Consider the following 14,523-nt stretch of genomic DNA (forward strand, 5'->3'; position numbering starts at 1 on the left):
GCAGACGAGTTCAGTACACCGGCCTAACTCGAAGTCCCCTGCACAACCCTCCACCGACAGCGCGGATCCCGTGCAGACAACTTCGGACATTCACAAGCAGGATCCGGCGCTTCGGGTAGCGGTCGGCGAGCAGCCCGCCCGCCATGCCCAGTACTACGGTCGGTGCGAACTGCAGCGCCGCCGTCAGCCCCACGGCGGCGGGGCTGCCGGTGAGGCTGAGTACCAGCCAGTTCAGCGCTGTGTACTGCATCCACCAGCCGATGTTGGAGATCAGCTGACTGGCCGCCATCAGGCGGAAGTTGCGCGTGCGCAGCGAGCTGAATGTGGTACGGCGTCGCACGGTCGGGGCTTCGGGCGTGGAGGAAGGTTCCGCTTCGGCCTCGGCAGTCATGGCATCCAATTCGTCGTTACGTGTCGGTGCAATCAAGACTGACTGAGACCCGATCATTCAGAAATGGAATTGATCAGATTACTGTAATTTCATTCCGTGATAACGGTGAGTACCGTCATTATCCAGTCCGGCCGGGCTCATTCGCGGCCGTGCAGGGGCGATCTCGGCGGCAGGTCCGGGTGGCTCCAGTTGGCGCCTTGATCGGACGTTCTTGCGATGATCGCGGCGACCAACGCTTCAACGGCATCGCTAGCGATGCGTTGCTTGGTGAGCAGGACGAGGTCGATGTCGCCGAGGTCGGGCAGGCCGGCCTCGGCGGGGAGTTCGACGAGGTCGTCGGGTATCAGGCTGCGCGTGAAGATCGCCAAGCCCAGGCCCGCGCGGGCGGCCGCGGCCGCGCCGAGCACGCTCCTCACCGTGCAGCGGACCCGATATGGCAAGCCGGCCTGCTCAAGGACCCGTACGCCGAGTGAGCGGGTGATGCTCGGCGCCTGGTACACGATCAACGGAACAGGCCAGTCGCGTCCGAGCTGGGCACCGGCGACCCCGGCCCAGACGAGCCGGTCGCGACGCACGAGGCGTCCTCGCTGCTGGCCGGGCGCTTGCTTGACGAAGGCAACGTCCAGGTGTCCGGACTCGACGCGACGCTGCAGCAGTTCGCTTTGCGAAACGGTGAGCTCGAGGTCGACGCGCGGGTATTGCTGGCGGAAGTCCCACAGGATCCGCGGGACGGGGGTCAGCGCGAGGTCGTCGGTGACCCCGAACCGCAGCCGCCCGCTCAGCCCGGACCCGGTGAAATAGCCCGCCGCCTCCTCGTGTGCGGCAAGGATCGAGCGGGCGAAACCGGCCATCGCATCGCCGTCGGCGGTCAGCGTCACCGAACGGGTATCACGCACGAACAGCGGCCGACCGACAGCCTGCTCCAGCTTGCGCACCTGCTGGCTCACTGTCGACTGCGCGATGCCCAGCGACGCGCCGGCCCGGGTGAAGCTCAGCGACTGGGCCACCGCGAGAAACGTGCGCAACAGCTCCGGCTCATACACAGCAACCTCACCCGGCAGCGCAATCGTCAGGAACCCCCAGAGCAGGTGCGGACGTTTTGGCGGCGGCTCGGCGCGGCGAAGACCAGGCACACTGGGAAGCAGGCGCGCGCCTTACAGCCCGCGAGCAGGCGGATGGTTTCGATGGTGACCGGGCGACCGTCACACCGCGGGTCATGCTCGCTCAGCCGAAGTCGCCATCGGCGACGTCCACGACGTAGTGCTCCCGGAATTCCTCACCGGCCGCGCAGTTGACGGGCCCGGCTACGGATGGGCCGATGCCGAAGAGGGTATACGGCTGACGCATCGCGAAGATCGCGTGCGACGACGAAGGCTGCGTAATACGCACACTCACCTTCGGCGCAGGTATCTCGCCATCTACGTAGTCGCTCACGACAACGACGGCCGGACGGGTGCCCATGAGTTCATTCGCGCCCATCCCCGGATACGCAACGTTCTGCACGTTGTTTTGGCGGACTACACCGTCACCGCTCCATGAGCCCATTTGCTCCCTCCAACCGAATGTCCGGGGGAATCGAAGGCCGAGCCCGTGGTAGTTGACAACCGTGCCATCCGAACCCTGGAACGACCATTTGCTCTGCCTGATCGTGACCTCTCGCAGCACTTGGAACTTCGCACTCCAAGTCCAGCGCACGAAGCCGTCGCCTGCGGTGCAACTGATGGTCCTGTCCTCAAGGAAGGTGGCAAGTGACCCATCCTCCGCGGTCCAGCGCAGCTGCTGCCGAATGGTGCCCGGCATCGGGGTGTCCAGGCTTTCTGAAGTCTGGACACCGACCAGCGGAACGTAGTCCGGGTAGCCAACCTCTTCCCACCAATTGACGTCAGTCGCGACAAGCCCATACATGAGTCCCTTGTGGTGCCGGTGATCGAATGGCATCGCAAGGGACACGACGCGACCACCAAGCGTTCGCAGGGGATGCAGATACGGCTTGTAAGGGTCGTCGAGAACGTAGTCACCCACGACCGTATCGCCGATCGTGAAGCTCGCCTTCGAACCGTTCACCGCAACGGTGGCGGGGCCGGTGATCACCACTTCTCCACCTCCACAGGACGTTGCTCGCGCGCGCTGCGCATCAGTGCCTCGATGCAGGCGATCGTGTTGAAGTTGCGCTCCAGCGATACCTCGGCATCAACGTGACCGCGGATCACGTCCACGAAGTGGGCCTGCATATTTGCAAACGCATTGGCCCCCCAGTCCTCGAGGCCGCGAGCCGGTGTGATCTGCGCCCACCCGGAGTACTGGTCAGCCCAATCTGTCGGAGCAGCCCCGTGCGAGGACGCAATCATGAGCGGACCGCGAGAATCTCCGATCTTCTCCGCATGCTGAGCGAGCGTGCCATTGCGGCCGATGATGTTGAGCGATTCGGAAAACGGCGCCCGAGCTGCGGTGTAGGAGGCCTGCATTGTCCCGGCCGCACCGTTGTCAAGTTGCAGCATCGCGCTCATCGAGGACTCCGCGTCGTTGACGAACGGGGGATCGTAGAGCGCCGCGGCGGCGACTTGGGTGAAGTCCTGCCCGGTGAGGTATCGCAGGAGGTCTAGCTGGTGCACGGCGAGCGAGATGACGACACCGCCGCCGGCAAGTTTGCCGTCGAAGAACCAATGCCCCGGCCCGCCGGGATAGGCGCGGAGGTCCTGCAGGCTCTGGATTGCGAACGTTGTGACCTCGCCGATCAATCCTGGATCCGCGTCGATGTGAGCACGCGCCCACCGCATCTCCCGCACGAAGCGCCGGGTCTGCCCTGGCAGCACGAAGGCGCCAGTCTTCTGGCTTTGAGCGGCGAGCTGGCGGAGTTCGGTCGTGGTGCAGGTCACCGGCTTCTCGATGAGGACATGGATCCCGCGTCGGACCAACTCGAGCGCCTGTGGGAAGTGCAAGTAGTGCGGCGTCCCGATGATCGCGGCATCAATCTCGACCTCTGCCAGGAGTTCATCGAGTGTCGAGAAGCCGCGGGCCGCGGGCGCGAGCTCAGCTCCCGCCTTGACCGCTTCCTCTCGGGCATCGCAGAGGGCGACGACGGAGCCGACGCCTGGTTGTTCGGCAAGCGCCGGGAGATGGTAGCGGGCCATCACGCCGGCCCCGATCATGGCGAAGCGCAGCGGTGTAGCGGCGTCAGCGGTGGTCACAGTCGCGGTGGTAGCGGGGATCGGGGTGGTCACAGGGGTTCCTAACGAGGAGAGTGGTTTGGCTGATTGCCGGAGGCGTTCGCAACTGCTAGACGGTGGCGGCCGAACGTGTCGCGATGAGGTTGCGCGCTTACGCGTACGGATATCTCACGTGCCTTTCGATGCCAGACCCGGTTCTCGAATTGTTCGAGCTGCTGACCGCCGAGCACCGTTCGGATGAAAGGTCCGGCCGGTCATGGCCGAGCAACCGGTCGGGTTTTGGGCTGGCCACCCGTGAGCGGCGCACCGTGGCGGATGTTGAGGCCCCAGGCGGCGGCCAGGAGGTCGAGTCGGCGGCTCAGATCACCGACCGCGAGGACGACGTGGTGTGAAGGGGTCGACTCGACGAATTCGTAGCCGTTGGCTACCCGGAGGACAGCTCCGTTGAGGCAGTCGGAGTTCTCGTATTGCTCGTACCCGGTCAGTTCTGCCGGAGTTGCCGTGAGCTGGCGCATGTCACTGCTGATCTTGACGATGGTGACCGGCCCGGTCGGGAACCGGGCGTCGATGGCATTACCCAGGGGATCGACGATCTCTAGGACTCGGGACCGCAGCACCCACTCGGTGGCGAAGGATTGGGGCACCACGCCGAAGAAGCCGCAATGAGCAACCAGGATGTGGTTCTCCGGCTCTGATCGCAGTGGGAAGTAGGGGATCTTCTCATGTTTGAGGGCGGCGTTGCCCATCAGAAACGGGTAGATGTTCGTCATCATCACCGGCACGCCCAGGGAGCGGTGGACGATTGCCTCGGTGATCATCGAGGTGAGGTCCGCCTCGCAGCCCCAGATCAGCCCTCGTTCCTCATACAGCAGGTTCCAGGCTAGGCAGGGTGTGGTTGGAGAGGTGGCCGACTCATTGAGGCAGTTGATTCCCGCTGCGATCACGTGCGGTGTCTCGTCCAACTCGTCGCAGAGGGCCAGATAGAGCCGCAACGCCTCAGCTTGTCCGGCGCCGCTCAGGCCGGTGATGGGCACTGTCGAGCCGATCCTTTGGGCGGTGGTCTGTACCCGTTCCTCGGAGACCGAAGCAGCCCGCCTGGCCAGGGCGCGGAAGCTGCGGCGCTCCACGCGCACGCCGAAGTTCGTCTCCAAGTCGGCGACGCACTCGTCTTCCCACCAGTAGAAGCGCTTGAAGATGTCGGGTTGCATGCCGGCACCCAAGTCGTCTTGGTATGCCAGCATGATTGATCGGCTGAGCTGAGCGCGTGCTTCGAGGCTGCCGAGTATGTCGCGGTACTCCTCGACCGAGGTCGGCGCAATGGTCGCGACCCCGCGTTCACGCAAGTAGTCGATGATTTCCCAGTCCCACATCGACACCGTCCCGAACTCGGAGGTGACCACGAGGATAGGCTGCTCAATCTGGCGGAACTCGTCCAACAGCCGATAGGCCTGGCCAGTCATGTCCGGCACGATCACTGCATGGGCTGCGGCTGGAACGGGTTCGCCGAGTCCGATCGGGGGCAGCCACTGGAGCTGCCCACCACTCAGCTGCTGGAGAGCAGCCAGTTGGCGGACGAAAGAGGGTACGTCAGGACCCTCAAGGTGGACTGGTTGTAGAACCGTCACGATCCACCTCCTTTAATCGTTGGGATTGATGACGTCTTTTGCGGCTCGTCGGTCTTGGCCGCGGGTGGTTGCCGCGGAAGCTCAAACCGAAGCGGTCGGTGACGAGCTAGCTCACGTCCATCGCGTCGTCCAGCAGCCGCGGCGCCTCGGTGCAGTCGCCGAGAGTGGGCGCGGTGGCGGCAGTGACCACCAGCTCGAGCTCGGCGGCCCAGCGGGGGAGAAGTCGAGATGATTGACGACTGGCCGGTTGAGACCTCGATGAGTACATCGTCGGAATCTTCGCGGCTGCCGGATCCAACCATGCCGGCGAGTGGCTCACGCTCATCGCGCCTGGTACCCGCGGTGGTTCGGATTTCTCCGGGTCGTCCAGCCACCAGCGCCGTCGTCGACGACCAGCGTCGCCATGCCGCCCGCGTCAGCGATGATGCCGTAGTCCTGGCCGGCGTCGGCGCTGTAGCAGAAGAGAGTGACGAAAGGCTCCTGACCGACGTTGACGCTGCGGTGCAACCAGTGACCAGGCACGTGCAGTGCATCCCCCGGTCTTAGTGCAACGACCTGGCTTGCCCCGTCGATGGTCTCCAGAACCATGACTCCTGTTCCCGACAGGCAGTGGTACAGCTCGGCTCGGTCGGCGATGGCGTGCAGGTGCCCGCGAGTCAGCGCGAACTCGTCTCCGATTCGTCCCGGAAGCAGCGTGCTGGTGCCAATGATGAGCGCGCCCGGGCCGTCGGCCACGCGGCTTTCTTCGACGGAGTAGACGATCCGGTCCGCGCCGTGATCCGCAAGAGCAGTCTGGTAGGCACCCTCGTCTCTATAGGTCCCGGCCAGATCTCCGAGCCGCTTTTGGTAGCCCGCACTTCGGCCCACCATCGTCCCGTCGGATCCGATACTGAGTGCGGCAGGTCGAGGCAAAGACAACAACATGTGGCTTCCTGTCTGTCCGAGGACGGCGGACGGTCGGATGGTCGCCGGGCCAGACGTGACACGCCGGCCCTGGCGGAACTCGCGGGATGCCAAGGCATCCGTACTTTTGTCGGCCTGAACTTCACGATCACTGATCTCTGTCATGCCGGCGACACCGGAATCTCCGCGACTGCGACCCTCGAGCCCGTGGCCGCCGACTCCTCGACTGCCTCGGAGACCTGGGCGACACGCAGTCCGTCGAGGAACGTCGCGCCGTAAGGGTCGATAGCGGTGTCGTTTGCCACCGCGTCGCAGAAGTGGGCGAGCATGTTGATGTGGCCGTGCTCCCAGCCGAGCACGTGGCCGGTAGGCCACCACGGTGCCGCGAGGGGATGATCTTCCTCGCAGGCGATTACCTCGGCGAAGCCGCGCGTCCGGCCGGCGTCGCGCCGGTGGACGCGGAGGACGTTGGGCTCCTCGAGGTTCCATGTGAGCGCGCCGTTGGAGCCGTTCAGCTCCCAGGCGAGATGGTTGCGTCGCCCTTGTGCGACGAGGGATGCGTCGATTGTCGCGACGAGTCCGTCTTCGAGCTCCGCCACGATCGCGACCGTGTCGTCGGTCTCAGCCGGTTCGCCGCGATAGGTTCGTTCGGGCGCGATCGAGGAAATCGCGGCGGAGACGGAGGTGATCTCGCCGCAGAGGAACCGTGCCAGGTCGATGGCGTGGCTGCCGATGATGTCCAGCGCACCGGTCGGGGACGGTAATGCCGCCTCGACGTCGGTGCGCCACTCCTGCGAGTAGCGGAAGCGCGCCTGGCGGAGTGTGCCGAGCTCGCCGTTGTGGACGAGCTCCCAGGCGAGCCGCACCGCCGGGAAGAAGCGGTAGTTGAAGCAGACGAGGTGCTTTACCCCGGCCGTCTCGGCCGCTTGATATAGACGCAGTGCATCGGCAGCGGTCGCCGCGAGCGGCTTCTCGCAGACGACGTGCTTGCCTGCGGCGATCGCGGCCAGGGTGGGCTCGACGTGGGCCGTGTCGGCGCCGACGTTGTCGAAGACGTCCACACGTTCGTCGGCGAGCAGGTCGTGCCAGTCGGTCGTGTATGACTGGTAGCCGTAGCGGGTCGCGGCCTCCCGAACGCCGGCTTCGGTGCGCCCAGCGATCGCGACGAGCTCCGGCCGCGCCGCAGAGGGCCAGAAGATGTAGGGGATCTTGTGCAGGGCGTTCGAGTGTGCCTTTCCCATGAACCCGTAGCCGAGCAGGCCGAACCCGATCGCGCGGCGCTCGTCGGCAGGTGCAGCCGTCAGTGCCATCGTCTTTCCTTCCTCAGACGGCCGTCCCGGCGGCGGGTACGATCGAACGCAGGTACGCGATGCTCTTCGCGACGATTTCTTCCTCGGTTTGCGAGACCCACTGCTCGCCGACCAGGTCGATCTCGAGGCCGAGGCAGCCATCGAAGCCGCCCTTGTGCAGCGCGTCGACGACGCCGGGCAGGTCGATCACGCCCTCCCCGGCGGGGCACGACGGCCACCAGGTGAAGTTGTCGGCGGGGCTGCCGCCTTTGACCCGGGTCGCGATGTCCTTTGTGTGCGTCGAGACGGTGTACGGGGCGAGCCGTTCCGCCGCCTCGACGGGGTCCTCGAACAGCCGGATCGCGTTGCCCGTGTCGAAGTTGACGCGCAGGTAGTCGGAGCCGACCGCCTCGAGGATGTGCACCATCTCCTTCGAGGTGAAGTCGATGTGGTTCTCGAGCGCGAGCGTGACGCCGTGCTCGCCGGCGACGCTCGCGGCCTCCTTCAGTTGCGGGATGACTCGGGCGAACATCTCGTCACGTGGCGCGTTGGCGTAGTTCATGCTGGCTGCGCAGATGCGCATCCGGGTTGAGCCGAGCTTGACCGTCTGCGGGATGTGCCGCTTCAGCTGCTCGAGCTCCTCCGGCTTCGTGCCGCCCCAGAGCCCTTCTGGGTGGCCCCAGCCGAGCACGCGATCGAGGCCGGCGTCGTCGAGGCGTCCCTTGATCTCGGCGCAGAGGCCGTCGTCGAGCGCGTCGAAGAAGCAGGACTCGAGCGCGACCTCGTCGATCTCCTGCGCGAGCGCGTAGTCGAGGAACCCCTCTTCCATACGCCACCGCACACCGGGGTCGGTTTGCAGACCCTCGTAGATCTCGCCGAAGTAGCGGTGGAAGCAGTAGCTGTCGATCCCGACCTTCATGGTCATTGTCTCCTTCTGTTCAGGCTCCGCGCACGCGGAGCGCGATCTCCGAAAGCTCGTCGACGACCTGCGGCGTCATCTCGACGTCGAACACCTGCTCGATCACGCACGTCCAGCCATGGATGAAGTAGCGCCACCCGTCCTCGACAACCAGGCCCCGCGCGTCCTGCTGGCGGCGAGCCTGGTGGAGGAAGTCGAGCTCGCCGCGGTAGTTGAGCTCCCACACGAGCGCGCCCTGCGGGAAGACCCCGGCGTCGCTGATCGGGCTGCCAGGCGTGTCCTTGCCCATGCCGGTACCGTTCACGACCAGCGAGCCGGCAGGGACCGAGGCGAGCAGCCGGTCGTTCTCGGCCGGATCGCTGTTCTCGACGTAGTCGATCTCGATGCCGGCCCCGAGCTGCTCGTGCAGCGCGCGCATCGACTCGAGCCGGTCACGGCTGCGGTTGACGACGACGATCCGCGCCGGCCGATCGTCTCCTTTGTCTGCGCGCAGGAGGTCGAGCGAGATCGCCAGGTTCGAGCCGCCAGCGCCATAGAGCAGCGCATGGCCACCGGTCGCGGCCCAGTGGCCGGCAGGAACGAACTCCGCCAGGGTGCGCCCCGACGAGATCGGGTCCATCGCGTGCGCACGGAAGTCGCCGTTCCGTTTCGAGAGGCACGAGACTTCGCCGCACAGCTCGGCGTACGGATCGGCGTAGTCGAACAGGTCGCTGCAAGCCGAATAGAGGTCGATCTTGTGCGTCGTCACGAGCCCGCCGACATCAAGCGGGTCTTTTTTGAGAGAGGCGACGACGTCCCGGTAGAGCTTCGGTTCGGCATGGATCGGCAGGTCGTGACCGCTCATCGCCACGTCACCGAGCCCCAGATGCTTCGCCCACGCGGGGAAGACGCGCATGATCGCGGAGCTTCCGGTGGTCACGCCGATGAACGAGAACCGTTTCGTCATGTTCGCCCTTCTGTCGGGAGCTGATCGAGAAGCCTCGCCGCGTTGCGGCCGATCTCGTCCCACGCCCGGGCGTCGCGGAGCGCCTTTGGCAGGAGCTCGCTGCCGAGCCCCACCGCTACCGCGCCGGCGGCGAGCCACTCAGGTGCCTTGGCGACGGAGATGCCGCCCGTCGGGACGACCTGCAGCCCGGGGAAGGGTCCGAGAAGCGCCTTCAGGTGCGCGACCCCGACCGTCGAAGCGGGGAACAGCTTGACCGCGTCGGCGCCTGCACGGCGCGCTGCCGCCACTTCCGAGGGCGTCAGCACGCCGGGCGTCGCGAGCAGCCCGGTAGCGAGCATCGCCTCGAGCAGCGGCGGGTCGAGGTGCGGCGAGACGAGGAAGTCGGCGCCGCTGTCGGCGGCCGCACAGGCCTGCTCGGGCGTGGTGATTGTGCCCGCACCGAGGAGGAGGCCGGGCCCGAGCCGCGCTCGCACCTCACAGAGCGCCTGCTCGATGCCGGGGGTGGTGAACGTCAGCTCTATCGCCTGCAGGCCGCCGGCGTGGAGCGCCTCGGCGATCGCGACCGCCTCCTCGGCGTCGCGCGCACGGACGACGGCGAACGCGTGGGCGTTCCGGAGCCGGACGAGCGCCTCCGCGGCGGGCATGTGAGCCGTCACGGGGGCCGTCACAGCGCGAACCTCGGCGTTCGGCCGGAGAGGACGGCGAGCAGCTCGTCGAGCGCGATCCGTCCCATCGCCGTCGTCGCCTCCATGGTGTGCGGCCCGATGTGCGGCGTGATGAGCACGTCGTCGCGCGACAGCAGCGGATGATCGGCCGGTGGCGGCTCCTCGGCGAGCACGTCGAGGGCCACAGCGCGCAGCGGCCCCTCCTCGAGCGCCCACACCAGTGCAGCCTCGTCCACGAGCTCCCCGCGCGCTGTGTTGATCAGGGCCGCGCCCGGCTTCAAGCGCTCCAGCAGGCTGCACCCGACGATGCCGCGGGTCTCGCCAGTGAGAGGGGCGTGCAGCGACAGGAAGTCCGACTCCGCGGCGAGCCGGCCGAGCGGGACGAGCTCGGCGAGTTCGCTCTCCTCGACGAGCGGGTCATGGGCAAGCACGCGCAGCCCGAGCCCGCGGGCCTTGCCAGCGACGAGCGAGCCGATCCGGCCGAGCCCAATGAGCCCCAGCGTCCGGCCCTCGAGCTCGACGCCTTGGAGCGCCGGCCACTGCCCCGCGCGGACGCGGTCACGGCCGGCCGTGACCGGGCGGGCGAGCGCGAGCAGGAATGCGATCGTCAGCTCGGCGACGGCGTTCGCGTTCGCACCGGGTGTCACCGTGACGGTGACATCGTGCCGCTTCGCGGCCTCGAGGTCGACGCGGTCGACGCCGACGCCGTAGCGGGCGACGACCCGCAGCCGCGGTGCCTGCTCGAACACGGCGCCCGCCACCTCGTCGAGGCCGGCGAGCAGCCCGTCGGCGTCGGCGACGAGCGGCGTTAGCTCCTCGGCGGACAGCGGGCCCGGCCAGTAGCGCACCTCGCCGACCTCCGTCTCGAGCTCCTGCCGCAGGCCGTTGTCGTGCGCGCCGAACGACCGCGGCGTCACGACGACTACGCAGTCCGACAATGCCGTCATCGCAGTGCCGGCCCCTTCGGTGTCGCGAACACGTGCTGGCCGCTGGCGCCCGACTGGAAGTCGACCGCGATCGGGTCGAGCTGGGTCGTACTCACGGTTCGATCACCACTTTCAGTGCGTTTCCGGAAGCTGCTAGGTCGAAGGCCTCGCCGGACGAAGCCAGCGCGTAGCGGCCGCCGATCATCGAGGCGGTGTCGACTGCGCCGGAGAGGATTAGGTTGAGCGCGTCGCGGCACTCGACGTTCGTGCTCGCGGTCGTGCCGGTGACCATGAGCTCCTTGTAGTGAATGAGGTTCGTGTCGAGCTCAACCCGCGAGCGGTCCCGCGGCAGCCCGGCGAAGAAGTTGACGCGGCCGCCTGTGCCGGTGAGCTCGAGCGCCCGTTGCTGCGCTGCGGGCACCGCCGCCGCGACGATCGCCACGTCGGCGCCACCGGGAAGTTCGGCGTCGGTGGCGTACGCCGCCGACGCGCCCCATGTCAGCGCGCGATCACGGCGATCCTTGTTCGGCTCGCACACGAGTATCTCCGCGGCGCCCGCGATCCGGGCGAGCGCGATGTGGAAGAGGCCGATCGGCCCTGCGCCGAACACGATTACCGTGTCTCCGCTCCCAATCCGGCAGGCGCGCGACCCGCGCAGAGCGCAGGCGAGCGGCTCGGCAATCGCTGCCGCGCCGGCGTCGAAGCCGTCGGCGACCGGCAGCAGGTTTCCCTGCTCGACGAGCTCGCGTGGAAGCCGGAGGAATTCGGCGAAGCCCCCGTCCTCGGTGATCCCGATCGCGCGCGGCGTCTCGCAGAGGTTGACATCGCCGCGCAGGCAGCCGCGGCAATGGCCGCAGCCGTAGTTCGGAGCGACGAACACCCGGACCCCCTCGCGCGCCTGCGTGCCGGTGCCTGCCTCGACGACCGTGCCGACGATCTCGTGGCCGGGCACCTTGCCGGTCGGCTCCGCGAACGCGCGGTGCGCGCCGGCGAAGATCCGCTGGTCGGTGCCGCAGATCGAGCACGCGTCGACGCGCACGACCACCTCGCCCGCGGCCGCCTCCGGCGTCGGCCGCTCCTCGACTACGAGCGACTTCGGCCCTCTGTAAGCGAGAACCCGCATCAGACGGGCACCTCGCTCGCGACGGACACGGGGCGGCTTTCCAGCCACGAGCGGTTCGCTGCAACAACTGCCGCCACCGCCGCGCGACCATCGGCCGCGCCGACCGCGGGCGTGCCACCGCTGAGGGCAGCGTCCACGAAGCTCTGGAGTTCCTCGCGATACGCCCACTCGAACCGCTGCGGCCAGGTCGAGTAGGTCGGGATCTTGCCGACCGCGCGCGTGCGGATCTCGAGCAGCGGCGCCGAGCGGTTCTCTCCGATCACGAGCAGGCCCTCGCTGCCGAGGATCTCGACGCGCGCGTCGTAGCCGTAGTCGGCGGGGCAGGTGCCATCGATCGTGCCGAGTGCGCCGCTCTCGAACCGGAGCGTGACGACCGCGTTGTCGTAGAAGTCCGGCGTGCTCACGCCGTGAGCCTCGCCCTTGAAGTTGGCGGTCTCGGCGTAGACGCGCTCGATCTCAGAACCGACGAGCCAGCGCACGCAGTCGAAGTCGTGGCTGTTGACCTCGGCGAGCATCCCATTGGAGCGTCGCAGGTCGTGCGCCCAGGGCGGTGGCAGCCCGGGCCCGCGCGTAAGCGACTTCACCACCATCGGCCGGCCGATGCCACCCGCCTCGATACGCCGCCGCGCCTCCACGAACTCCGACTGGAAGCGGCGCACGAAGCCCAGCTGGAAAACCACGCCGGCGTCCTCGGCGGCCGCGGCCATCTCGTCGCACTCCTGCACCGACAGTGCCATCGGCTTCTCGCAGAACACGTGCTTGCCGGCGCCCGCGGCCAGCACCGCGATCTGGGCGTGGGTGAAGGTCGGCGTCGTGATGACGACGCCGTCGAACGAGGCGCCTTCGAGGGCGTCCTCGATGCTCGCGAAGGCAGCGACACCCAGCTCGGCTCCCGCGCGCTGCGCAACCGACGCGTCCGCGTCGACGAGGCACGCGAGCTCCGCGCCGGGCACCCAGCGACTCGCGTTCTGTGCGTGCAGCAACCCGGCGCGGCCAGCGCCGATCACCGCCAGGCGGAACAGACTCATACAACGACCTCCTCGTGTTGGGGCACGAGCAGATCGACTACCGCCCGGTAGTCGGTGAGCCGCTCGCGATAGACGGGTTGCAAAGACGGATCGGGCACGGTCCGCTCGGCCTCGGCCTCGCCGGCCTGTGCGGCGGCGGAGACGTCGTCGATCAGGCCGGCGGCCGCGCCGGCGACGAGCGCCGCGCCCCAGCAGGCGAAGCTCTCCCGGCGCAGGCGCAGGTAGGGCAGGCCGAGCGCCGATGCCTTGATCAGGCTCCAGCGGGCGTCACCGCTCCCACCGCCGATCACGCGCACATCCTCTGGCGCCAGATCCGGATGGAGCTCCAGTGCGCGCTCCAGGAACCCGGCGAACTCGAAGGCGACGCTCTCGAGCGCGGCCCGCGCCAGGTCGCCGCGTGTGTGGGAGAAGTCGAGCCCGACCCAGCCGCCGCGGGCCGAGGGCGCCGCAGGCAGGATCCTGCCGCCGAGATACGGCACGAACAGAAGCCGGGCAGGCGCCGCCGCGTGCGCCTCGCCGAGCAGCTCTTCCAGCGACCCGGCCCCAAGCGCTGACGGCAGCCACCGAACGACATCCCCACCCGCCAGGTAGGCCAGCGAGATCCATTGTCCGGGAAGCGCACCACGCATCTGCACGAGCGTGCGCGTCGTAACGTCGGGCCGGAACGCGGTGGTCGAGATCCCGAGCACCGACGCAGTGCCGGCAGTGTCGAGGACCTGCCCGGCGCGGACGATGCCCGCACCCAGCATGCCGGCGGCGGTGTCGCCCAGACCTGCGGCCACTGGTGTCCCCGCGCGCAGGCCGCACGCCTCAGCGGCCTCAGCCGTGAGCTCGCCGACACGCTCGGTCGGGGCGACGATCCGCGGCAGCTTGCCGGCGTCGATCCCTGCCTCGGCCGTGAGCTCCGGCGACCACGTCGCGTTCGCGGCGTCCGCGAGCCCGCTGAAGTGCAGGTGCGTCCAGTCGACGTACGCCTCCTCGGCGGCGAGCCCGCACAGGAGGCCCGCAACGAACGCGCTGGGCACGAGGAACTTCGCGACCGACGCGTAAACGTCCGGATGCGTGCGCCGCCACCAGAGCAGCTTTGGCGCGTGCGCGACCATCGGCGGGCAACCGGTCAACTCGACCAGCTCGTCGCCGAGCAGCCGCGCGAGCTCGTCCACCTCCGGCCGGCAGCGCGAGTCGAGCCACGAGTCATACGGCGTCACCGCGCGGCCGTCTGCACCGATGCCGAGGATGCCGGCCATCTGCCCGGACAGCCCGATCGCCGCAACCTCGCCGGGAGCGCAGCCGGCCTTCGCCACGCAGGCAGCGATCGTCTTGATCGTCGCCCGGTAGAAGTCCTCTGGCTCCTGCTCGACCGCGGCTGGCCCGCGCCGGTGCAGCGTCAGCGGCGCCGAAGACGCCGCCAGGCACGTCCCGCCACTGTCGAAGAGCGCGGCCTTCGCGCTCTGCGTCCCGATGTCGACGCCGAGCAGCAGTGCGCCGGTCACCGACGACCACCCCTTCGTGCACTCGCGACGCTCGCTGGTGCGCTCGCT

Annotated in this window: 15 protein-coding genes; all 15 read right to left on the minus strand. The window is 68.0% G+C overall.

Features of this window, described 5'->3' with window-relative positions; genetic code table 11:
* Positions 1 to 10: 10 nt before the first annotated feature.
* Positions 11 to 448 (minus strand): MFS transporter, encoded by a 438-nt coding sequence (locus AB0H36_RS46385; protein WP_360538326.1) that lies wholly within the window; start codon positions 446 to 448, stop codon positions 11 to 13.
* Positions 449 to 528: 80 nt separating this feature from the next.
* On the minus strand, positions 529 to 1,434 hold the full coding sequence (locus AB0H36_RS46390) for a LysR substrate-binding domain-containing protein (RefSeq protein ID WP_360538328.1): 906 nt from the start codon (positions 1,432 to 1,434) through the stop codon (positions 529 to 531).
* A 181-nt stretch (positions 1,435 to 1,615) separates the two neighbouring features.
* Positions 1,616 to 2,485: a DUF6807 family protein gene (locus tag AB0H36_RS46395; protein ID WP_360538330.1), complete on the minus strand. Its 870-nt coding sequence runs from the start codon at positions 2,483 to 2,485 to the stop codon at positions 1,616 to 1,618.
* A complete protein-coding gene (locus AB0H36_RS46400; protein WP_360538332.1) occupies positions 2,479 to 3,612 on the minus strand; it encodes a Gfo/Idh/MocA family oxidoreductase in 1,134 nt (377 codons plus the stop codon). The genes AB0H36_RS46395 and AB0H36_RS46400 overlap by 7 nt, the downstream gene beginning before the upstream one ends.
* A gap of 200 nt (positions 3,613 to 3,812) precedes the next feature.
* Positions 3,813 to 5,183 carry a hypothetical protein gene (locus AB0H36_RS46405; protein WP_360538334.1) on the minus strand — a complete coding sequence of 457 codons (1,371 nt, stop codon included), beginning with the start codon at positions 5,181 to 5,183 and terminating at the stop codon, positions 3,813 to 3,815.
* Between the two features lie 106 nt (positions 5,184 to 5,289).
* Entirely contained in the window at positions 5,290 to 5,451 is a 162-nt protein-coding gene (locus tag AB0H36_RS46410; RefSeq protein WP_360538336.1) for a hypothetical protein, read from the minus strand.
* 53 nt (positions 5,452 to 5,504) lie between these two features.
* Entirely contained in the window at positions 5,505 to 6,251 is a 747-nt protein-coding gene (locus AB0H36_RS46415) for a glucose-6-phosphate isomerase family protein (protein ID WP_360538338.1), read from the minus strand.
* The gene (locus AB0H36_RS46420; RefSeq protein ID WP_360538340.1) at positions 6,248 to 7,396 is read right to left on the minus strand and encodes a Gfo/Idh/MocA family oxidoreductase; all 1,149 of its coding nucleotides are present in this window, start codon (positions 7,394 to 7,396) and stop codon (positions 6,248 to 6,250) included. The genes AB0H36_RS46415 and AB0H36_RS46420 overlap by 4 nt, the downstream gene beginning before the upstream one ends.
* A gap of 13 nt (positions 7,397 to 7,409) precedes the next feature.
* Positions 7,410 to 8,294, minus strand: coding sequence for a sugar phosphate isomerase/epimerase family protein (locus AB0H36_RS46425; RefSeq protein WP_360538342.1), 885 nt, complete (start codon positions 8,292 to 8,294; stop codon positions 7,410 to 7,412).
* A gap of 19 nt (positions 8,295 to 8,313) precedes the next feature.
* A complete protein-coding gene (locus AB0H36_RS46430) occupies positions 8,314 to 9,213 on the minus strand; it encodes a hypothetical protein (protein ID WP_360538344.1) in 900 nt (299 codons plus the stop codon).
* Between the two features lie 23 nt (positions 9,214 to 9,236).
* Positions 9,237 to 9,908: a bifunctional 4-hydroxy-2-oxoglutarate aldolase/2-dehydro-3-deoxy-phosphogluconate aldolase gene (eda, locus tag AB0H36_RS46435; RefSeq protein ID WP_360538346.1), complete on the minus strand. Its 672-nt coding sequence runs from the start codon at positions 9,906 to 9,908 to the stop codon at positions 9,237 to 9,239.
* On the minus strand, positions 9,905 to 10,852 hold the full coding sequence (locus tag AB0H36_RS46440) for a phosphoglycerate dehydrogenase (protein ID WP_360538348.1): 948 nt from the start codon (positions 10,850 to 10,852) through the stop codon (positions 9,905 to 9,907). Before AB0H36_RS46440 ends, eda begins: the two co-directional genes overlap by 4 nt.
* A 91-nt stretch (positions 10,853 to 10,943) precedes the next feature.
* The gene (locus AB0H36_RS46445; protein ID WP_360538350.1) at positions 10,944 to 11,954 is read right to left on the minus strand and encodes an alcohol dehydrogenase catalytic domain-containing protein; all 1,011 of its coding nucleotides are present in this window, start codon (positions 11,952 to 11,954) and stop codon (positions 10,944 to 10,946) included.
* Positions 11,954 to 12,961 (minus strand): Gfo/Idh/MocA family oxidoreductase, encoded by a 1,008-nt coding sequence (locus tag AB0H36_RS46450; protein ID WP_360538352.1) that lies wholly within the window; start codon positions 12,959 to 12,961, stop codon positions 11,954 to 11,956. Before AB0H36_RS46450 ends, AB0H36_RS46445 begins: the two co-directional genes overlap by 1 nt.
* Before the next feature lie 17 nt (positions 12,962 to 12,978).
* Positions 12,979 to 14,523: FGGY family carbohydrate kinase (locus AB0H36_RS46455; RefSeq protein ID WP_360538354.1), on the minus strand; the 1,545-nt coding region annotated here is incomplete at its 5' end.

Origin of the sequence: Kribbella sp. NPDC050820 (assembly GCF_040653975.1) — a bacterium.
Lineage (GTDB): Bacteria > Actinomycetota > Actinomycetes > Propionibacteriales > Kribbellaceae > Kribbella.